This window comes from Paenibacillus sp. WG02, from assembly GCF_055396115.1.
On the sequence record NZ_AP036016.1, the window covers coordinates 8,100,259 to 8,120,053 of the forward strand.

The following is a 19,795-nucleotide window of genomic DNA, read 5'->3' on the forward strand; positions in this document are numbered from 1 at the left end:
TTAGAATCAACTCAGTGATAAAAAGAACGAATGCGAGGGATAAATAATGGGAGTACGACGAAGTACGATTCGCGCTTGGGCATTTGGACTATTGGTTTTTTTGGCTTTGGCAATTGGAGCTTATGCTTTGATCATGTACGGATCGCCTGACCACCTCCGTAAGCAGCCGCTAGTAACGGGAAAAGGCAGTTTGCCCGATTTGTGGTACAACATCCTCTGGGCTCATGCCATCTCAGCTGGAGTAGCACTTGCAATAGGTTGGCTACAGTTTATCAAGAAGCTTCGCCACCATGCACCGAACATTCACCGTTTGATTGGCTATATGTACTCCATAATGATTACAATCGGGGGCTTAACTGGTCTGTACTTAGCTTTCTATGCGAATGGCGGTTGGTTCGCGCAACTTGGCTTCGGATCGCTGTCAGTCCTATGGCTTTACACACTCTTCCGTAGTCTAAAGAGCATCATCGTCGATCGCGACAAGGCCGATCATGGCCGCTGGATGGTACGTAATTACGCGCTCAGCTGTGCGGCAATCACCCTACGGATATATACCGCGCTGGCTGCGGTATTTCTGGGACTGACCGATACGAACGATACTTTTTTCGTTATCGCCTGGATTTGTTGGATACCGAATTTGTTGCTCGCAGAGCTTTTCATTGGTGAAAAGAAGCGTACGACCGGAAGGACGTTGGTGCGGTAGTTAGGAGTGGACATTAAAAAGATGGCTCCTATAATAATAGGAGCCATCCCTCTGTCCTATAAATTCTGCTCGCTTATTCCCAAAGCCGGATCAAAGGTCAGCATTTTCGTCCCGATTTTATCAATAAAGAACCGATCATGGCTTACCGTAATGACGGCTCCAGGAAAATGGATCAGTGCCTGCTCCATAACCTGAATGCTCGTTAAATCCAGATGGTTGGTTGGCTCATCCAATATGATGACCGCCGCACCGGAAAGAAGGCATTTCGCTAGCGCGACCCGGGCCTTCTGTCCTCCGGATAGGTTGCCGATGAACTTACTCAGATCCATCTCTGAGAATTGCAGCATGGATAGGAATTTGTTCACCTTTTTCCGCGGGGCATCCAATCCCAGACCGTACGTATTCACCGCATGGCTGACGGTATCCTTAGGATTAAGCTCCTCCCACATCCGGTTGAAGTAGGCGTAGCTGACGCCCTTCTCCCAAATCACCTCGCCGGATTCAGGCTTCTCCTGACCCGTAAGCACCTTAATGAGCGTGGACTTCCCGCTTCCGTTAGGGCCAACGATGACTAAACGGTCTTCCTTCTGAATGTCGAAGCTAACGTTCTGAAAGATCAGCCGATCATCATAGGTCTGTCCGATTTTCTTGACCTCGCACAGCTTGTCCGGAAAGCGCAATTTCTCATAAATATCCGTGATTAGAACATTTACGGGATGCGGCTCTATCCGCTTTTTGTTATCCGCCAGCTGGCGGGAGAGACGGTCCTTTGAAGATTTCTTGCTTGCACGGCTGTCGATGGCTTCTGACTCCATGAGAAGAAGCTCTTCCTCCCACTCGAACTGGCGGTCCAATTCCTTCTTGCGCATCTTCTTTTTGCGAATGTAGTCCGTATAATTCCCTTCGTATTCCTGAAAATGATAGTTCTCGATCTCGATCGTTCGCGTGACTACTTTGTCAATAAATTGCCGGTCATGAGACACTAGAATCATAGCGCCTTTGAACCGATACAACCACTGCTCCAACCATGCTATACCTTCCATATCCAAATAATTCGTCGGTTCGTCGAGCAAAACGACATCAGGCAGCTCGATGAGCATCTTGGCAAGCGCAGCACGGTTTCTCCAACCTCCGGACAATTCGTCGATAGGCTGATGGCGCGATCTCTCGTTGAACCCCAGCTTCGTAAGAACGGTGTTAATCTCGACAGATACGTTCCAGCCATCCAAATGATCCATTTGTTCGAATAGCTCTGCCTGCCTCGTCAACAACCTATCCATTTCACCGTCTTCGGTGATCAAACCCAGCTTTTCTCCAACTTCCTGCAGCTCCCGTTCAATAAGAACAACCTGCTCGAAGCACATTTCCAGCTCTTGCTGTACGGACAGGCTTCCGCGCATTTCCGAGAATTGGGAGAAGTACCCTACTTTAACCTGCGGATCTATGTCCACTTTTCCGAACGTTGGCTCTTCTTTACCCATAATCAGCTTAAAAACCGTCGACTTACCGGCACCGTTCCGCCCGATAAGGCCGATTCGCTCTCCTTGGGTCACGCGAAAATAGATATCGCGAAAGATCAGGGACTCTTCATATTTCTTAGTGACGTTTTCCAAACGAATTACACTCATGTCTATCACCCTTCTAATTCCGTCAGTCTAGCGTGATTATAACACTAGATCACTGTGCTAATCTCTTCTCGTTTTGATCTATCGACCGATCCCTGCGCAACCAGATCATAACCGGGATCAGCAGCAGAGACAGGAACCCGCCCGCAAGAGAGAGGAAGGCAAAGCTGGAATTGGCGACGACCATGCCCGACAACGCTCCGCCCGATGCCCCCGCCAAGGATACAAGGACATCTACTGTTCCTTGCGTCTTGGCGCGCGTTGCCGGGGATGTCGCATCGATGATCTGCGCAGTGCCGCTGATCAGACCGAAGTTCCAACCGAGTCCTAGCAGCGCCAGAGCGACGATGAGCCAGACCATCGAATCGGCCGGCGCCCATGCGGCTAGCAGTCCGGCTAGCAGCAGCGTGATCCCCGATGCGTAGGACATGAACGTACGCCCGACTTTGTCCACGAGAACTCCCGTTACCAAGGAAGGCAGAAACATCGCCGCGACATGAATGCCGATCACCATTCCCACCGCGCTCAACCCATGTCCGTGATGCTTCATATGGACCGGCGTCATCGTCATGATGGCGACCATCACGAGCTGCGTTAAGACCATCACGGTCGTCCCGATGATGATCCCCCGATTACGGACTGCTGGCGCCAAGAGATCCGCATCAACCGCCGTTTTGGATGGATTCGCTTGATGCGCTTCGGCGATAGCTTTAGAGACGATATACGGATCTGGGCGGAGAAATGCCCATATCACCAGACCTGCCAGTATAAAAGCGACTGCCGCCAGCATAAACGGGCCCGCCAGAGCAGGGGCGCCGACAGATGTCGCAAATCGTCCCATGACCCCTACCAGGTTCGGCCCCGCAACCGCACCAAAGGTCGTGAATACCATGGCTAAGCTAACAGCTCTCGCACGCTGCTTAGGCTGAGCTAAGTCGGTTCCCGCATAACGCGCCTGCAGGTTGGTCGACGTGCCGGCGCCATAGATCAGCATCGAAGCGAACAAAAGCGGAAGGTTATTAGCGATGGCTGCGAATACAACTCCGATCGCGCCGATCCCCCCTGCAAGAAAACCTGCGGTTAGGCCTGCCCGACGGCCGAGACGCCCAGAAAGCCGTCCGACAAGCAGTGCTGACGAGGCCGCGCCCAGCGTTAACAACGCCGAAGGGACTCCAGCTAAGCTATCCGTCCCGAGCATATCCTGAGCAAGCAGTGCTCCGACCGTGACGCCTGCCGCGAGTCCCGCTCCGCCGAATAGTTGGGCGATGATCACGATCGTTAGCGTTCTCCGATAGAGCTGCTGCTGTCTCTCAGGAGAATGAATGTATTCTTTAATCAATTCGCTTCCTTCCGCCATTCATGCTCTCCCCCCTCCAGCTTGTATGCCGTGATCCCCTCCCGCTGCAACTTGGCAACAGCCTGTGTCGAACTGATGCAGTAGGGGCCTCTGCAATACACCACAACTTCAACGGGCCCAGACAGATTGTGAAGATAAGATTCAAACTCCTCCATCGGTACGGAGATGGCTCCCGAGAGATGACCGGCCTCGTATTCGTCTCTCGATCGTACATCGAGCAGGATGATCTCTCCGGTCTCTATCTTCGCCCTCGCTTCCTCCAAAGAAAGCGTCCTCACATCCTCATAGTGGTGTAAAAATTCCTGTCTAATCCGCGCAACCTCCGCAAGCTGACTCTCGCCAATCTGCCACAAAGCAAACAAAAACGCGGCAATGGAAGGGTCAGCCAACGAATAGATGACATATGTACCTTTCTTGCTGAACTTCACTAGCCTGGCATCGAGCAAAACCTGCAGATGGCGGGATACGTTAGCCACGCTCATCTCCGTGACTTGGGCCAACTTCTCTACCGACTTTGGCCCCTGAGCAAGCAAGCTCAAGACTTCAAGCCGCTTGTCGCTGGATAGACACTTCCCCACACGGGCTAATTGCTGAAATAGTTCATTTTTAAATTCTTTTGCAGAAGGGATTGCTTCAGGTACAGATTCCATAATCGTTCATCCTTTCGTATTCAATTCATTAATTGAATATTAGAATGTAAGTAGGCTGTTCGTCAAGAGATAATCGACTTCTCAACTGACCGTCCTGCGCATCCGTACTGTATAAGCGCGGAAAACGCGCTTAATCATGCAGCCTCGAATAAAATCACCCTTCGGGTGATGAAGCAAAACCACTTATCCCCAATTTTATGCACATCTTATCCACAGCCTTCGAAAATCATAATTTCCTATACAACAAAAAAGAGCCGCAACAGCCCACCTCTCGGCAACCTGTCACAGCCCTCAAACCCGCGTCCAACGCGGCTTCCCAGTTCTTACTCCTCGCCCTTCGCAATCGGATTATCCTCATACGAAATCCAATCGCTCCAGCTTCTTACTCCCCCACGAACCCCTATGTTCGGAGGGTTCCAACGTACAAAAGTAGGGGTTTCGATCAACGCGGCGGGAATGCCTCGGAGGATACGCCAACGCATATGTGCAACGACCTCCCTTGGCTACGCTTGGGAGCAACTCTAGAGCAAGATGCCCGTAGACGACGGGGCTAGCGGAACAGTATGGTTTGAGCCAAGGCGAGTTATCCTCCTGTGGCCGGGTCAAGTCGAAAGGAACGCCAACAAAAGCCAAGTGAAGCAAGGTAGCACCCGGAAGGATGGATGTGCTGTAACACTGTTGTTTGCAGATTGTTGTTGAATGGTTGTTTGCAGGATAGGTCATTTCCTTGGTTATAACATTTGTTGTATGTTTCGAGCCAGGGAAGTATACCCCTTTTATAGATTTTCAAAAACTAGCTTCTTGTCCTCCCCACATACGGATAAATCGGATCTCTTAATTCGAAGTCATACGTATTTCCATTCACGATGCCAACAACTTTCTCGCTATCATAAAGATCTATCATAAATCCAGCCATTTCTTTTGCAGTATGAAATTTGGGAACAACTCCTTCATAATGAAACGAATCTAAATCCAAAGCGCTTTTTATAAATTCAGTCGCAGTTGCAGCAGGAGCCAAGACTTTTACTTGCATGGCAGCTCCTTTTTCTTTCAATTCTTGCGCGATACCTTCTGTAAAGGCACTTACATAGAACTTTGTCGCGCAGTATGCCACAGAATTGCCGACAATTTGGTATCCTCCTCCCGAAGAAATATTGATGATTTGCGTCCCTTCAACATCTGCATAATCACGCACATAAAGAGAAGTCAAAACGGTTAAGGCTTCAATATTCAAGTGAAGCATCGTTGCAACTTTATTTAAATTTTGTTCCCCAACGGAAGCAAAGCTTCCAGACCCGGCATTATTGATCCAGGTCTCGATCCGATAATCCTGAAGACTTTCGTAGAATTCATAAACATTCTCAGTAACGGATAAGTCAACCGTTCGAATGATAACATCCAGGTCTGGGTTAAGGTCAGCCACTTTTGATTTTAATTTTTCCAATTCCTCCGTTCTGCGAGCTGCTAGGATTAAGTTTTTTCCACGAGCCGCAAAAGCAAGAGCCGTTTCATACCCAATTCCTGAGCTGGCCCCCGTAATCACCGTATATTTCATATACGTTCCTCCTGAATTTTAATCAATCGCTTTGTTTTGATTCCTTCATTGAACTACTCCACAAAGAAACTCCGGATATAAAATTCCTGTTGTTTGAGCATATAATCCGAGGCTTTTCTCATCATCTCGGCAAAGAGCAGACTTTCTTCCTCCCCAAGATGGTTAACGAGATCAACGAACATATTAAGGCGGGCCTCATTAATGCGTTGTATATACGTTTTACCTTTATCTGTAAGCTGGATTCTGACCACTCGCCGATCGGTAGGATCGGCATGACGCTCGACAAGTTCCTGTGCTTCCAGACTGTTGATATGCTGCGTTACCGTTGGCGAAGTAACATTCAATTTTCCGCTTATTTCCGAAACCATCAATCCCGGACCGTCATCCTTGACATTCATGCTGATGAAATAGAGAACCATGATCTCGCCTGGCTTTTGATTGTATATCGCGCGATTCTGCATCATATTTCCGCTAACTTGCGATTGGAAGTACGATTCCATTAACTGCTTTGCGATTTCCTTCTGCTCATTCGACAATTCATTCACTCCTTGAATAAGAATATCGGTTCCAGATGAAATGACGCTATTGTGCTAAGACTCCTTTACGGCTGCATATCGCGCTGCGATGGTGTAAAATACTTCCTTTGGCTCCCAAGGCATGTCGGGATAAGTCGTGCCATGGCTATCTTTCATTACCCGCACGATTACGTAAGACGCTCGATCAAAATCGCGATTGGGGTCTTCGTCGTACGGCAAATTGTGGCAAGCAAAGGTACACCAGAATACCGTGTCGACTCCAGCTTCTTCAAATACGTTGATGCTATCGTTGAAATATTGGCTCTGTTCAGACTCATCGCGCTCGTAAATCCCCTTAAGTCGAACGGCGCGGGCGCCATCCCACTCGACGATGAACATTCCCCGTGCACCCAAATTGAATGCGCCCTTGAAGGTCGTGCATCCGAACTCGGAGATCACCAGAGGCTTATTCGAGTTGGCCAGCTTCTTGATTGAATCCGCATAAAGATCCGCAATCTCAGAAGAGTTGTAGGCATCGACAGCGATAAAGTCGAAAGGTTCCCAGTTTACAGTTCGGTAGGAAGGGCAGCGTATGTCGTGCGACCCCCGAACCGGGCTCGCACGACGTCTAGGAAGCCGTTGAGCAGTGCCGGCAGATTAGCGAACGCAGCACGACTAACCGTCGGTTCGGACAAAGCCGCGATGCGATCCTGCAGAGTCTCGCCAGGAAAGAAGCCACGGGCATAGAGCATGAGTTCGGCCCCCGTTACCATGGTGTGTGCTGGTTCCTTCACTTAGAAATCCCGTGTCATAGGTCAATCCATGCATGCGCATAATGGACTAACTCCTTTCGCTTTTAAAATACATAGATCACTAAATAAATTGGTAAACAATTAAATAGGTTACCTAAGTATATGTGTGTAAAAGTAGATAGTCAACTAAATTGTTGCTCGATATGCTGCCTTAAACTACCTGTTTAGCTTAGCAACTTTTCTTGTTATATACTTAGATATCTTGTCCATTTGGATTTCCAGAATTTAATAATAAAGATGAGCGGGACGATTCAAATGCCAATAGCAACACACGAACAACTAACTTCCGCTTTGGTCGCTGTGACTGTGTATGGACGGAAGCAGAGTGGACGAACATTCAACAACCACCTGACCAGACTGCCCAACTGTGGCCAGTTCCGGGGTTTCTGCAACTGTTTTCCCCAACTTCTTGTTTGCAAACTGTTGAACAATAAGCCCAAAAAGGGCTGCAACAGCCCACCTCTCGGCAACCTGTCACAGCCCTCAAACCCGCGTATGACGCGGCTTCTCAGTTCTTACTCTTCGCCCTTCGCAATCGGATTATCCTCATATGAAATCCAGTCGCTCCAGCTACCGCTGTAGAGCTTCACGTTATCGAAGCCCGCTTCGCTAAGGCCCAGCACGTTCGGGCAAGCCGTCACGCCGGAGCCGCAATAGACGATGATTTCATCGGCATCGCGCAGCGCGGCAAAATGCTGTTCCTGCTCCGCAGCTGACAACCAAGCGCCGTTCTCGCCGAGAACGCCTTTCCAAAAGAAGCTGCGCGCGCCCGGGATGTGGCCGGCCACCGCATCGATCGGCTCTTCCAAGCCGAGGTAGCGGCGCTCCTCGCGCGAGTCAACGAGCACGGTGCCCGGACGGCCGAGCTTGTCCTTGACCTCGTCCATGCTCGCAAGCATAGCGCGATGCACCTTCGGTGAGAAGGTCCGCGGGAACACAGCAGACACTTCATCGGTAACCGGGTAGCCAGCAGCTTTCCATGCTGAATACCCTTGATCTAATACGTATACCTCGGAGTGACCGAGGAATTTCAGCATCCACCATAGCCGCGAAGCCATGGCTCCGCCTTGATCGTCGTAAGCCACGACGGTCTTCGTGCCATCGATCCCGAGGTTGCCCACGAGGATAGAGAAGGCACCTAGATCAGGGAGCGGATGCCGGCCTCCGTGCGCCATTTTGGCACCGGATAGGTCTTTCTCCAAGTCTACATACACAGCTCCTGTTATATGGTCTTTCTCATAATTCTGTCTGCCTGATTCTGGTTGTCCTAGCGCAAAGCGGCAATCCGCAATCACGATGTTCGCATCGCCGAGCTGATCTAACAGCCATGTCTGACTTACGATATTTTCCACAGGTTCATGCCACCATCTTTCGTCGTTCGATTAATCGCCCATTCCACTCGTCGGATTAGCGGAGTATGTCTGCCAATCACTGCGATCTCCACCCATTTTATCGTAAAATGCTTGGGCGCGGAAGTTATCTTTGGCTGTTGTCCACGTTAAATTGGCATATCCATTTCTCGCGGCGTAGCCTTTGCAAGCAGCAAATAGTTTCGCTGCTGCACCCTGACCACGTTCAGCCTCGATGACGTATAAGTCGTTCATAATGGCTATTTTGGAAGCACGCAAGGTGCTGAAGGTAAAATATAAGGTCGCAAAGCCGACCAGCGTCCCCTCTTCCGTCTCCGCTACGAATTGAATACCTTCCTTCTGCTCAAGCAGCAGGTGAATCAATCCGTTCAATTTCTCATCCTCGGGTTGTCGATACTGGTAGAAGTCCACGATATAAGCGAGCATTAAGGTTTTCAACTGCGGAATATCTTGCATTACCGCTTCACGAATCGTAACTTGGGTCATTTAGGGTGACCTCCTATTCCTATTAAGTCTATATACTCATTGTACCCCAAATCTTACCTTTATGATGAAAAGTAATCTCGGTTACATATCTTCCATTTCCTTCCGATACAGGAGATAAATGATCCATCCTAATAGGAGGCATAAGCCTGCTGCAAAATAGAATATGGACGTTATTTTCAACGCAACCCCATAATATGCCAATGAGAACAGGACAAATGCGAACAGAAACACATGCAGCAGGATATTTTTCTGTGGAAGCCAAGCACTTTTGGAGCTTAACTCAATTCGAACGGTAAATCCTAGGCGTTTCTTAACCAAAACCAAAGCCGTGAGGTATGTAAGCAATGCGGCCACCATTTTCAAAGCACGATAAGAGGAATCAAGCCCCTCAAGATAAGTATCCAGTGAAATATGGGTAATGAGCGGCATTGTAAATAGAACTATGGCCAAATAAATTGTATAGCCAAGTGAGCCGAGAAACGCTACCATGAGCGCATGAAGCTTTCGCATGCGAAATATATAGTGAATACAAACCGCTTCCGTTACAATAATGAGCATAGGCTGCAAGCTCTCCACCCACGGCTGAGATAAAAATAATTTAAATAAGCAAGAAATAACGAAGGAAGCAAGCAGCACAAGCGGCCATTTTGTTTTTACCGAGATCCGGAATAGGGTTAGTCCCAACACGAGCATAGAAAATAGAGTTATTGTGCCAATTGGAATATGACTATACCAATCCATTTGAACCTCCAACCAATAGATGAAAGGATGATAACTACGAACAAAAAGATATATGCAAGCTTACCATGGCGCGTCGTTCCCCTAACAGAAGCGAATTGCCATGAACTTTGCACTTGGAGGTATTCGCCTCCATACGATTTATACAATTGGTCTCCGTGGGAGAATATGCTTCAAGATCAAGCTGAATTCGCTGACCCGCAAATTCGGGCTGAGCAGTATCGAGCTGTCGTGGATGAAGACGGACTTTTAACTGGGTTCGTTCAGTTCTTCCCCATCGTCGGGGTGACACGCATAGGACTAGGACTTCGACCGGATCTCTGCGGGAAAGGGAGCGGAATCGGCACTCAATTCGTCCGACTTCTTGTTCAAGAAGCCCAGCGCCGGATGCCTCAGCAGGAGATTGATCTAGAAGTTCTTGTCTGGAACATACGTGCGATTCAGACGTACGAGAGAGCTGGTTTTATAATTACAGACACGTATGATAAGTGGACTCCCACTGGGATCGCTGCCTTTCACTGCATGGTATATAACGGACCGAGCTTAATCCGGTGATCCGCAGCCAGCAGCAATGTCAGTAAAAGCCTGATCAAATTTAGCAGCAGATTCGAAATCCAAATCGGTTAAGCCGCCTGCATGCCATGACGTAAGTCGCAGCGTGACCATCTTATAGTCGATGGCGATCATCGGGTGATGGTTAACGGCTTCTGCTAATCTGGCGACTTTATTCACGAATTCTATGCCCTGCATAAATGACGCAAAGCGATATCTACGCACAATCCATTTGTGATCGTCTGTCGTCCAGCCCGTCACCTCCGCAAGCTTCTGATCGATGTCAGTGTTCCCAAGCTTCACCTATCACCACTCCTCTGATTTAATCAAAATCATAGGCGACCGCGCCCAATTCGCCCTCTCCCGCATACGTGCGAAGGAGGTCCAGGAACGGCTTCCCGTAGTTTCGGTATTTCACCTCGCCGACACCTTTGATTCGCAGCATGGCGGATTCCGATGTCGGACAAATCTCACTCATTTCACGCAGCGTGCTGTCCGCGAAAATAATATAAGGCGGCACCTTCTCGCGTGCGGCAATTTCCCGACGAAGCAGGCGAAGCTGCTCGAACAAGGTGTTATCGATAGCGGCAGCTTTAACCTGCTGCTTACGTACCTTCTGGTATACTTGCAGCTTCCCTTGAAGCACTTCTGCTGCAGGCTGCAGCAGCTTCACGACAGGATATTGACCATCCGATAGCTGCAAATACCCTTCTGAAATCAGCACGTTGATCAGATCCGAAATCTCTTTCTCCGGCAGATCTCGCATTATGCCATGGGTCGGCAGACGATCGAAGCGATAGTCGACAATTTTCTTGGCCTTCGAGCCTTTGAGCACGGAGGCGACCATCGAGATGCCGAAACGCTCCCCCATCCTGCGGATGCAGGAGAAAATCTTCTGCGCTTCGACGGTGATATCTACCGTATCGCGATCATCTTTGCACGAGCTGCAATTGCCGCAAGTATCTTTAATATTCGTTTCATCAAAATAGTGCAGAATGACGTTCCGCAAGCAGCGTGGCGAATAGCAAAAGTCGATCATCGTCTGCAGCTTTTTATACTCATTCGCTTTACGTTCCGGCGAGAGCTGATTCTGCTCAATCAAAAATTTTTGCGTCATAATATCCTGCGCACTGAACAGCAGAATGCACTCACTCGGCTCTCCATCTCACCGGCACGACCGGCTTCTTGGTAGTATGCCTCCATATTTTTCGGCATATTGTAGTGAATAACATAACGGACATTGGACTTATCTATGCCCATCCCAAAAGCGTTCGTCGCGATCATCACGCGAATGTCATCATATAGAAACGCCTCCTGCATGTAGGAGCGTTCCTCGTCGGTTAAACCTGCATGATACTTCCCTGCGGCGAAGCCTTTTTTGCGTAACGTTTCATACAGCTCTTCCACATCCTTACGCGTAGCGGCATAAATAATACCAGGTTGATGCGTATGTTCCTTCACATAATTCTGAATGTAATCCCGTTTATTCTCACCGCGAAGAATCGTCAATTCCAAATTATCCCGTGAAAACCCATTAACGAATATGCCCGCTTGATCCAAATCAAGCAGTCTCGCAATATCGGCTGTGACCTCGGCGGTAGCTGTAGCTGTGAATGCTGCGACAATCGGACGATTGGGCAGCTCGCGAATGAACGGAGCAATCGACACATAGCTCGGGCGAAAATCATGCCCCCATTGCGACACGCAGTGCGCTTCATCAATAGCCACAAGCGGAAGATTCAGCGCAGACATTCGAGCACGAAATCGTTCCGACTCCAGCCGCTCGGGCGCGATATAGAGCAATTTATATTTGCCCTGCATGGCTCCTTGCATCCGCTGTTCCACTTCTTTGGCTTCCAGCGTACTGTTAATGAAAGTTGCCGGAACACCAAGCACTTGAAGCGCATCCACTTGGTCCTTCATCAAGGAGATCAGCGGTGAAATAACCAGCGTCACTCCCTCCATGAGCATGGCAGGAACCTGATAACAGATCGATTTACCGCCGCCCGTCGGCATAATGCCTAGCGTATCTCGCCCTTCAAGCAGATTCGTAATGATATTCTTCTGGCCCTCGCGAAATTCCGGGTACCCATAAACTTGTTGTAAGACCTTTCTTGCTCCATCCAGCATAACTTCCATACACCTTTCTATATCACACTTCTGCCTGATTTAGACCAAATAGATGACGGAAACCAACTTTTCCCCGTCATGAACCTTCAGCACATGATTATTCGGATCATGGCGAACGGAGCCCGCTCCTATCTGCATCACAGGCGCATTTCCTAATCCGTAAAAAATATCGTCAGCCAGCGTTCGCAGGCATTCTTCCTGTTCGTCCTTTTCAAGCTCCTGCCAGTCGTCCGCATTCATTTCCAACAGCTCATAAAATCCATCAACCAGCTCAATGCCACGCACAAAATCAGTGACAATGTCCTTGTATTCTCTGCCAAATTTAATGCCCATTGCCCAGTCTCCCTTCAAAAGCATTTCGTATAGCTTCACTTTATCATATTATAGGCAGGAATGCAGAGTTAACACCTATTAACTCGATGAGAACTTATTTTCGGATGTGTAAAAAAAACCCCTTTGGCATAAACTGTGGAAATGGGCAATTTCGGGAAAAATCTGTTACTATGGAAGAAGGAATGTACCGCTCGGAGGGTAGGAAAGCACACATGCTGAAACTGCAGATTCCCAAAAATCGAATGAACTACCTAATCAAGCAAATCCCACTTCATTTCGACGCCGTCGTTCTGGAGCAGGGCTGGGAGTATTACCATAAAGGCCGTGTGACCGAAGTCGATCTGAAAGGCTTGAATGTTCAGGCGACCGTCGCAGGCAAAAAAATACTGAGCACCATGCTCAATTTAGAAAATTTCGCCTCTAGTGAGTGCAGCTGCTCCTATGAAGGCTTTTGTAAACATATCGGTGCCACTTTCTTCAGCTTGTATGCACCTTATGGACGTCCGGAACTGCTGCTTCAACAGTTAAAACAACAAATACACACAAGGAAAAAACCCGCACGCGGGGCAACCTTGATTCAGGAACGCAAAGCTGCTGCGGCCGCACAGGCCAACGTGCCTCTTGAAGAGGCCATGCCTGTAGATTGGCATCGTTTTTTTGAAGGGAAGTTCCATGGATTCTCCATTTCTCACCAGCACTCGATCGAAACCTTCTACGACTCCGCACTGGAGTCCTTGCCTGGCTATGCGGCAGATTGGAGAAGTTCAACCCGCGAGCTCTACATGTTCCATATCGTGCTTTTCATGATGCGGAAAATCGAACAATTTTATCAAGAAACGAAAAGCTCCTACTTGTCTTATTATCACGAGAACGGTTGCAAAATTGCCGCGAAAAATTGTGAGGATAAGCTGGTTGAATTCGTGGAACGTACGGATGTGAATACCTCTTTCGAGGCGGAACCCAAACACTGGCTAACAACTATGAAAATGCTCGGAGAATTCGCTCTGCAGGGCAAAGATAGCCCGATTGATTGGCTGTTTGTTTACCGCTTCATTTGGTGGAAGCTGACGAATCAAGCTGCGGCACAAAAAGAGGAAATTCAGCGTCTCGACACACTTCTTACGAAGAAGGACCTCTTAGCTCGGAAGAAGGATACGCTTCTGGCGGCAAGAGCGCATTTTGATATTATGCAGGGGGATACGGCAAGCGCCTTTGAGCGTCTGGGGCAGCTCACTCATCCCAATGCGAAGGATTACTTCCTTTACCTGAATTATTATTACAACGATAAACAGTGGGACAACATGCTTGTTTGGCTGCGTTGGCTATTCACCTCGATTGCGAATGCAAATCATGATGATTTCCGGACCTTTTGCCAATATTGGCTCGATACGACCAAGCATCTAGAATCCGATAGCGAATGGGTACAGGTGATGGAGTCCCTGCTGCCTCGTTCCTACTATTATTACACGGCCTATTTATTGCAAACGAAACGGTATCGGCAGTGGGTGGACTTACAATTAGCGAACCGCATATCACCGCTGAGCTTATATGGCATGGAGCTTAAAGCGATTGAAGAGCATGATTCGGCTTTACTCCTCCCCCTCTATCACCAAGCGGCCGAACGGGCTGTTCTGGAGAAAAATAGGGCTTCCTATAAGACGGCTGTTCGACTGCTTAAGAAGCTGCACAGCATCTATAAACAATTAGGCCAGGACGACCGCTGGGAGCATTATGTATATCGACTAGCGGATAAATTCTCACGCTTGCGTGCTTTCCAAGAAGAGCTCAAGAAAGGAAAATGGATTCGATGATCGAAACCAGCGCGCTGACAGTTCACGTTAGCTCCATACCTAATGGTTCTTTATTTCTATGGGGTACCCGCGAGAACGGCGGAATTTGGGATGCTCTTGATTTGAAAAATATGCTGTTTGCTTGGCATCGCGCCTCTTTTTTCGGCACGTTCATGGAGCCCAGCGAGTGGCACAATCGGGAAGGCATCGAGCTGCAACCGCTCGATGCACTCGATTATTTCAGCGATCCGCAGCCTGTGCAGCATCTACAGCTTAGCTGGCATAAGGACTGTGCGGATTTGATGCGCCTTGCTCCGGCTGTTCGAGAGGCGTTGGCGTCCGGTCGTTTCATGCCGGACTATGAAAAGTGGAAAGCCGGCGAGATCGGCTGGAAGCTCCAGCTTCCAGAAGAACTGCAAGCCTTGGAATCCCCAGCCGTATCGCGCTGGATTCATGCGCTGATTCCCGAGTGGGTGGACGCCGACGGCCTTATGAAAGACAATCTGCGCAAGCTCGAAGCGGCGCACCCGTTGATGCGCCGCGGTGAGATCGGCGCTGATCTATGGCTAGACGAGGAGGATTGGCTCGTCGCCATTGGTTGGCGCCAAGACCGGTCGCCTATGCGTTCTTGTCTGCAGCTCGTGGAGCCGGACCTGGCGCACGGCGCGGGCTGGCAGCTGCGCGTGCTGCTGCAGGACCGGCTTGCGCCGGAGGTGCTGCGTACGGTAACGCCCAGCGGCGAGCCGGTCGTGGGTGAGCTGCCGCTGCCGGAGGCGTGGCTGCCAGAGCTTGGCCGCGTCGAACGTGACGCGGCGAAGTGGGTACGCATCCTGCCGTGGCTGGATGCGGGCGAGGGTGCTGGGCTCCGTCAGACATTGACGGAGGAAGAGGCTTGGCGCTTCCTCGCAGAGGGAAGCGTCCGCCTTGTTGAGGCAGGAACGAGTGTGTTCCTGCCTGCTTGGTGGGAGCGCATCCGCAAGATGAAGCCGAAGCTGCGCGCGAAGATCAAGTCTTCCGTCGGTTCTGGACGGGAGACGATGTTCGGGCTGACCCAGCTGATGCAGTTCGACTGGAAGCTGGCTGTTGGAGATTTGGAGCTGACGGAAGAGGAATTCCGGCAGCTTCTGGAGGAGAAGCGCAAGCTGATCCAGATTCGCGGCAACTGGATTCAGCTCGACCCGCTGTTCATGGCACAGGTCGAGCAGATTATGAAGCAGGTGCAGAAGAAGCAGGGCCTCTCCTTCCGCGATGTGCTGGAGCTTCACTTCGCGGGCGATGCTGGCGGGCTGCTGCCGGCTGAGGATGACCCCGAAGCGATGCGCTACATCGAGATGGAGGTAGAGCTGAACGAGCAGCTGCGCCACATGGTCGATCAGCTTACGCAGGCGGAGTCGATTCCGACGATACAGCCTCCGCCCAGCTTTCAAGGATCGCTGCGCCACTATCAAGTGGACGGTATTTCATGGCTTTTGTTCCTGCGCCGTTTCGGCCTAGGCGGCTGTTTGGCCGATGACATGGGGCTCGGGAAGACGATCCAGTGGATCACCTATCTGCTCACCGTGAAAGAAAACGAGCAGCCAGACACACCTTCCCTCCTGATATGTCCGACGTCCGTGCTTGGAAACTGGCAGATGGAGCTTAAGCGTTTTGCGCCGTCTCTGAAGGTTCATCTTCACTATGGCCCTCAACGATTGAAGGGACCTGCTTTTAATGAAGAAGTCGTGGGCAAGGTCGATTTAGTTTTAACATCTTATACGCTTTCCCATCTGGATGAGGTTGAGCTAGGCTCAATTGCCTGGAATTCCATCTGTTTGGACGAAGCCCAAAATATAAAAAATGCTTATACGAAGCAAGCTTCCGCTATTCGTCGACTTGATGGTTACCATCGCATAGCGTTAACGGGAACACCGATTGAGAATCGACTCACTGAGCTGTGGTCGATCTTTGATTTTGCGAACCCGGGCTATCTGGGTACGGTTCGCGAATTTACGCACCGATATGTGAACGCCATCGAGAAGACGCGCGATAGTGAGACGATCGGCAAGGTACAGAAGCTGATCCGCCCTTTCCTGCTGCGCCGCGAGAAGAAAGATCCCGCGATCCAGCTGGATCTGCCGGAGAAGAACGAGTCGAAGACGTTCATCTCGCTTACCGCCGAGCAGGGCTCGTTGTACGAGAACTACATCCAAGACATGTTCGATCGTCTGGATAAGCTCTCCGCTATGGAGCGGCGAGGTCTCATTCTCGCTGCTCTGACGAAGCTGAAGCAGGTGTGTAATCACCCTGCTTTGCTGCTCAAAGAAGGCATCCACGCGCCGTGGAGCGGACGTTCCAACAAGCTGGAGCGCCTGCTCGAGATGGTGCAGGAGCTGCGCCAAGAAGGCGACAAATGCTTGATTTTCACGCAGTTTGTGGAAACGGGCAGCCTGCTCCAGCATGTGCTGCAGCAGGAGCTTGGCGAGAAAGTGCTGTTCCTGCACGGCGGAACACCGAAGAATGGGCGCGATGAGATGATCGCGCACTTCCAAGACGTCAGCCAGCCGGTCGACGAGCAGCGGAATGTGTTCATTCTTTCGCTGAAGGCCGGCGGCATCGGGCTCAACCTGACGGCGGCGAACCATGTGTTCCACTATGATCGCTGGTGGAATCCCGCCGTCGAGAATCAAGCGACGGATCGCGCCTTCCGTATCGGCCAGACGCGCCATGTGCAGGTGCACAAGTTCGTGACGCTGGGCACGCTTGAAGAGCGCATCGATGAGATGATCGAGCGCAAGCTAGGCCTCAGCCAGCAAATCGTCGGCTCCGGCGAGAACTGGATCACCGAGCTGTCGACCGACGAGCTGCGCGATCTGTTCTCGCTGCGCCTTGAGTGGGTCGAGGCTTAGTGATTTGGGGTTCCGGGTTCCATGCTCGGGGCTTGTGTTCGCGGTTTGGGGTTTGGGGTTCCGGATCCGAGCTTCTGGCCGTGGGCTTGCCTTGTCCTAGCTTGGGATTGGATTCGCGCTTGGATCAGAGTTCGGTCTTAGGCTCACGACGTCGCATATATACATTTTCAGTCAAGAAATCCTGCATAGTCATGTGCAGGATTTCTTTTTGCGCGTATATTCGACTCGAATGAACGAATTTAACCTCAAATTATAAAAGCTACTTTGCCTATCGCCCACTTTGATGCAAATTGTGCATCTCTTTCAGCAGATAACCCGCGTTTTCAAGAGTTTTGATGCAAAAACTACAGCAAATTCGACGCATACAGCCCAATTTAAACCAAAACACGGATATTTGATGCACAAATGCATCTTCTCATCCGAAAATGAACATTCCCCCCTCATTTGATGCACTTTTTGCATGTTCTTTTTACAGCATCATGTTGCCACCCAGCCTGCCAATATTAGCTCGTTCGCGGAGTTTTAGATTACTTGGAGTAGCTGGTTCTTTAAGTTTGGGATTAGAGCTGGGTTTGGGTTTGGATTTGGATTTGGATTTGGGGTCGGGGTCGGGGTCGGGGTCGGGGTCTGGACTGGGTATGGCTAGGACTGACACGGCCCTGGCTCTGGCTCTCGTTCTGAATCTGCTTGGCTCTCGCTCTAGCTCGGCTCCGGCTCTGCTTTTGATCTAGCTCTAGCTCTAGCTCTAGCTCCAGCTCATGGAGCTGTGTGAGTCTGGTGCTCGAATATCTGACGGATAAGACTCTTACTTCAACACAAAAAAGGCCACCTGGGGTAACCTCTCCCAAAACACTCGCTTGCAACATACTAGCTGTTACGCACTCTTATCAACGTACCCTCTCTTAAACACTTTTTTTCACGTACTATTTCTTACGCTCTTGCTCTTACGCACTCTCTTCATCTCTCTCTCAATCTCTTTCAATCTCTCTCAATCTCTTTCAATCTCTTTCAATTTCTTTCAGTCTCTCCCAATCTCTCTCAATCCCTCTCAATCTCTCTCCATCTCTCTCCATCTCTTTCACTCTCTTTCAATCTCTCAAATCAAATCATCAAATCCCCAAACAAATAAAAGCCCTCTCCCAATGCACAGGAATAAGTCTGAATCTCATACGAGGTATCCAAATCTGTATACGCTTGCGATAGGATCCCTTGTTTTTGCAGGTTCATCATCATGATGTTGGAGATGAAATAAGGTCTCCATGTCCAGTTTGCCCCGCGATAGCTCTCGTCTTTGCTCCATGCTTCGTCTTTGCGGCTGTAGTTGGACGAGATTTGATAGCCGTCCTCCCGACATATGTACATACGTATACAGTTTTCCGACGCGTTGCTAATGATATTTTCGATGACACGATCTGCCTCTTCAGCTGTTGAAATACACACAGAAGAATAGATAAGCTCATCTAGACTTTGATGAATGGTCAAAAGGCGTCTATAGCGCCCGAATTCCTCTTGACCAAAGAGTTTCATTTCCTCTTTCAGCATGGACTTGAAGGCATCTCGGCGCTGCAATTGCGGTTCAGCTTTGGAGAAGAGATAGCCTTGCACATATCTTGCTCCGACTTGAAGAGCACTGTGCAGCTCCTGCTTCGTTTCCACCCCTTCGACGAGCAGGGAGGCTCCCATTTGAGCCGCTAGAATGGAAAAGGATTGCATCAGCGCCTTGTAGCCGGCGTGGATGACGCTTTTTTTCAAAATATTAAGATCGATCTTCAATATCTTTGGTTGCAGACTAGCGATTCGGTCGAAATTGCTAAACCCGCTGCCCACATCGTCAATGGCAATCGTACAGCCGAATTCTCGATATAATTCTACAATTTGCGTCAGCTCCTGAAGCTTCCCTGTGAATTCCTCTTCGGTAATTTCGATCACGATACGCGCTGGATCTATTTGATATTTCCTTAAAAGCTCGATAGTCGGCAGCACACCTGTGCGCTTATAGGTCTGATAGATCCATGAAGGTTTTAAGTTGATAAATAAGGAACTCTCATCTTGAGCCGAAGCTAGCCGTTCAATCGCCTGCTCCCTCAAATGCCGATCAATAAGAAGCTGCATGTCTTCGGGAATGTCAGGATTTTTGAAAAAAGGCCCCAAACTTTCGACACTACTCTCCCGAATTCGTCTTCCCAGTGTTTCGTAGCCGATGATTTCTTGGCTCTGAAGTGAAAGTATCGGTTGAAAGAATGGACGTACTTCGTGTAGTGGCGGAATCCTGCTGTCTTTTACCTGCACTGTGC

17 protein-coding genes and 1 pseudogene are annotated in these 19,795 nt (G+C 49.7%); 4 read left to right on the forward strand and 14 right to left on the reverse strand.

From position 1 onward, the window contains the following. The first annotated feature begins 46 nt into the window (after positions 1-46). A complete protein-coding gene (locus tag ACBP55_RS36725) occupies positions 47-703 on the forward strand; it encodes a DUF2306 domain-containing protein (protein ID WP_464648482.1) in 657 nt (218 codons plus the stop codon). 56 nt (positions 704-759) lie between these two features. On the opposite strand, the gene ACBP55_RS36730 is transcribed toward ACBP55_RS36725, so the two are convergent. The 10 genes from ACBP55_RS36730 to ACBP55_RS36775 all read right to left on the reverse strand — a co-directional run bounded on the left by ACBP55_RS36730 (position 760) and on the right by ACBP55_RS36775 (position 9,814). Further along, positions 760-2,331, reverse strand: coding sequence for an ABC-F family ATP-binding cassette domain-containing protein (locus ACBP55_RS36730; protein WP_464648483.1), 1,572 nt, complete (start codon positions 2,329-2,331; stop codon positions 760-762). A 49-nt stretch (positions 2,332-2,380) separates the two neighbouring features. Then, positions 2,381-3,685, reverse strand: a complete 1,305-nt coding sequence (locus tag ACBP55_RS36735; RefSeq protein WP_464648484.1) for an MFS transporter — start codon at positions 3,683-3,685, stop codon at positions 2,381-2,383. Further along, complete coding sequence (locus ACBP55_RS36740; RefSeq protein WP_464648485.1) at positions 3,664-4,335, reverse strand: ArsR/SmtB family transcription factor; 672 nt, start codon at positions 4,333-4,335, stop codon at positions 3,664-3,666. Before ACBP55_RS36740 ends, ACBP55_RS36735 begins: the two co-directional genes overlap by 22 nt. A gap of 323 nt (positions 4,336-4,658) precedes the next feature. Then, positions 4,659-4,817, reverse strand: coding sequence for a hypothetical protein (locus tag ACBP55_RS36745; protein WP_464648486.1), 159 nt, complete (start codon positions 4,815-4,817; stop codon positions 4,659-4,661). A 311-nt stretch (positions 4,818-5,128) separates the two neighbouring features. Continuing rightward, entirely contained in the window at positions 5,129-5,890 is a 762-nt protein-coding gene (locus ACBP55_RS36750) for an SDR family NAD(P)-dependent oxidoreductase (protein WP_464648487.1), read from the reverse strand. Positions 5,891-5,943: 53 nt separating this feature from the next. After that, positions 5,944-6,426 carry a MarR family winged helix-turn-helix transcriptional regulator gene (locus tag ACBP55_RS36755; protein ID WP_464648488.1) on the reverse strand — a complete coding sequence of 161 codons (483 nt, stop codon included), beginning with the start codon at positions 6,424-6,426 and terminating at the stop codon, positions 5,944-5,946. Between the two features lie 54 nt (positions 6,427-6,480). Then, positions 6,481-6,819 (reverse strand): hypothetical protein, encoded by a 339-nt coding sequence (locus ACBP55_RS36760; protein WP_464648489.1) that lies wholly within the window; start codon positions 6,817-6,819, stop codon positions 6,481-6,483. Positions 6,820-7,732: 913 nt separating this feature from the next. Further along, the gene (locus ACBP55_RS36765) at positions 7,733-8,569 is read right to left on the reverse strand and encodes a sulfurtransferase (protein WP_029197945.1); all 837 of its coding nucleotides are present in this window, start codon (positions 8,567-8,569) and stop codon (positions 7,733-7,735) included. A gap of 30 nt (positions 8,570-8,599) precedes the next feature. Then, on the reverse strand, positions 8,600-9,073 hold the full coding sequence (locus ACBP55_RS36770; RefSeq protein WP_029197946.1) for a GNAT family N-acetyltransferase: 474 nt from the start codon (positions 9,071-9,073) through the stop codon (positions 8,600-8,602). A gap of 81 nt (positions 9,074-9,154) precedes the next feature. Beyond that, complete coding sequence (locus ACBP55_RS36775; protein ID WP_464648490.1) at positions 9,155-9,814, reverse strand: hypothetical protein; 660 nt, start codon at positions 9,812-9,814, stop codon at positions 9,155-9,157. 27 nt (positions 9,815-9,841) lie between these two features. On the opposite strand from ACBP55_RS36775, the gene ACBP55_RS36780 reads away from it, so the two are divergent. Next, positions 9,842-10,366 (forward strand): GNAT family N-acetyltransferase, encoded by a 525-nt coding sequence (locus tag ACBP55_RS36780; RefSeq protein ID WP_464648491.1) that lies wholly within the window; start codon positions 9,842-9,844, stop codon positions 10,364-10,366. On the opposite strand, the gene ACBP55_RS36785 is transcribed toward ACBP55_RS36780, so the two are convergent. From ACBP55_RS36785 to ACBP55_RS36795, 3 genes and pseudogenes are all read right to left on the reverse strand, one after another. Continuing rightward, the gene (locus tag ACBP55_RS36785; protein ID WP_464648492.1) at positions 10,355-10,666 is read right to left on the reverse strand and encodes a 4a-hydroxytetrahydrobiopterin dehydratase; all 312 of its coding nucleotides are present in this window, start codon (positions 10,664-10,666) and stop codon (positions 10,355-10,357) included. The genes ACBP55_RS36780 and ACBP55_RS36785 overlap by 12 nt on opposite strands. A 19-nt stretch (positions 10,667-10,685) precedes the next feature. Further along, positions 10,686-12,493: pseudogene (gene recQ / locus ACBP55_RS36790) on the reverse strand (DNA helicase RecQ). A gap of 39 nt (positions 12,494-12,532) precedes the next feature. Continuing rightward, the gene (locus ACBP55_RS36795) at positions 12,533-12,826 is read right to left on the reverse strand and encodes a hypothetical protein (RefSeq protein WP_464648493.1); all 294 of its coding nucleotides are present in this window, start codon (positions 12,824-12,826) and stop codon (positions 12,533-12,535) included. 212 nt (positions 12,827-13,038) lie between these two features. Here ACBP55_RS36795 and ACBP55_RS36800 point away from each other — a divergent pair, with 212 nt between their 5' ends. Together ACBP55_RS36800 and ACBP55_RS36805 are read left to right on the forward strand one after the other, a co-directional pair. Beyond that, positions 13,039-14,637, forward strand: coding sequence for an SWIM zinc finger family protein (locus ACBP55_RS36800; protein WP_464648494.1), 1,599 nt, complete (start codon positions 13,039-13,041; stop codon positions 14,635-14,637). After that, complete coding sequence (locus tag ACBP55_RS36805; RefSeq protein ID WP_464648495.1) at positions 14,625-17,501, forward strand: DEAD/DEAH box helicase; 2,877 nt, start codon at positions 14,625-14,627, stop codon at positions 17,499-17,501. The genes ACBP55_RS36800 and ACBP55_RS36805 overlap by 13 nt, the downstream gene beginning before the upstream one ends. A 1,101-nt stretch (positions 17,502-18,602) precedes the next feature. Here the strand turns inward: ACBP55_RS36805 and ACBP55_RS36810 are convergent. Further along, the gene (locus tag ACBP55_RS36810; protein ID WP_464648496.1) at positions 18,603-19,790 is read right to left on the reverse strand and encodes an EAL domain-containing protein; all 1,188 of its coding nucleotides are present in this window, start codon (positions 19,788-19,790) and stop codon (positions 18,603-18,605) included. Positions 19,791-19,795 lie beyond the last annotated feature (5 nt).

Coding starts and splice junctions, on each gene's coding strand:
- ACBP55_RS36725 (WP_464648482.1), top strand. CDS start 47: ATGGGAGTACGACGAAGTACGATTCGCGCTTGGGCATTTGGACTATTG.
- ACBP55_RS36730 (WP_464648483.1), bottom strand. CDS start 2,331: ATGAGTGTAATTCGTTTGGAAAACGTCACTAAGAAATATGAAGAGTCC.
- ACBP55_RS36735 (WP_464648484.1), bottom strand. CDS start 3,685: ATGGCGGAAGGAAGCGAATTGATTAAAGAATACATTCATTCTCCTGAG.
- ACBP55_RS36740 (WP_464648485.1), bottom strand. CDS start 4,335: ATGGAATCTGTACCTGAAGCAATCCCTTCTGCAAAAGAATTTAAAAAT.
- ACBP55_RS36745 (WP_464648486.1), bottom strand. CDS start 4,817: ATGCGTTGGCGTATCCTCCGAGGCATTCCCGCCGCGTTGATCGAAACC.
- ACBP55_RS36750 (WP_464648487.1), bottom strand. CDS start 5,890: ATGAAATATACGGTGATTACGGGGGCCAGCTCAGGAATTGGGTATGAA.
- ACBP55_RS36770 (WP_029197946.1), bottom strand. CDS start 9,073: ATGACCCAAGTTACGATTCGTGAAGCGGTAATGCAAGATATTCCGCAG.
- ACBP55_RS36775 (WP_464648490.1), bottom strand. CDS start 9,814: ATGGATTGGTATAGTCATATTCCAATTGGCACAATAACTCTATTTTCT.
- ACBP55_RS36780 (WP_464648491.1), top strand. CDS start 9,842: ATGATAACTACGAACAAAAAGATATATGCAAGCTTACCATGGCGCGTC.
- ACBP55_RS36795 (WP_464648493.1), bottom strand. CDS start 12,826: ATGGGCATTAAATTTGGCAGAGAATACAAGGACATTGTCACTGATTTT.
- ACBP55_RS36800 (WP_464648494.1), top strand. CDS start 13,039: ATGCTGAAACTGCAGATTCCCAAAAATCGAATGAACTACCTAATCAAG.
- ACBP55_RS36805 (WP_464648495.1), top strand. CDS start 14,625: ATGGATTCGATGATCGAAACCAGCGCGCTGACAGTTCACGTTAGCTCC.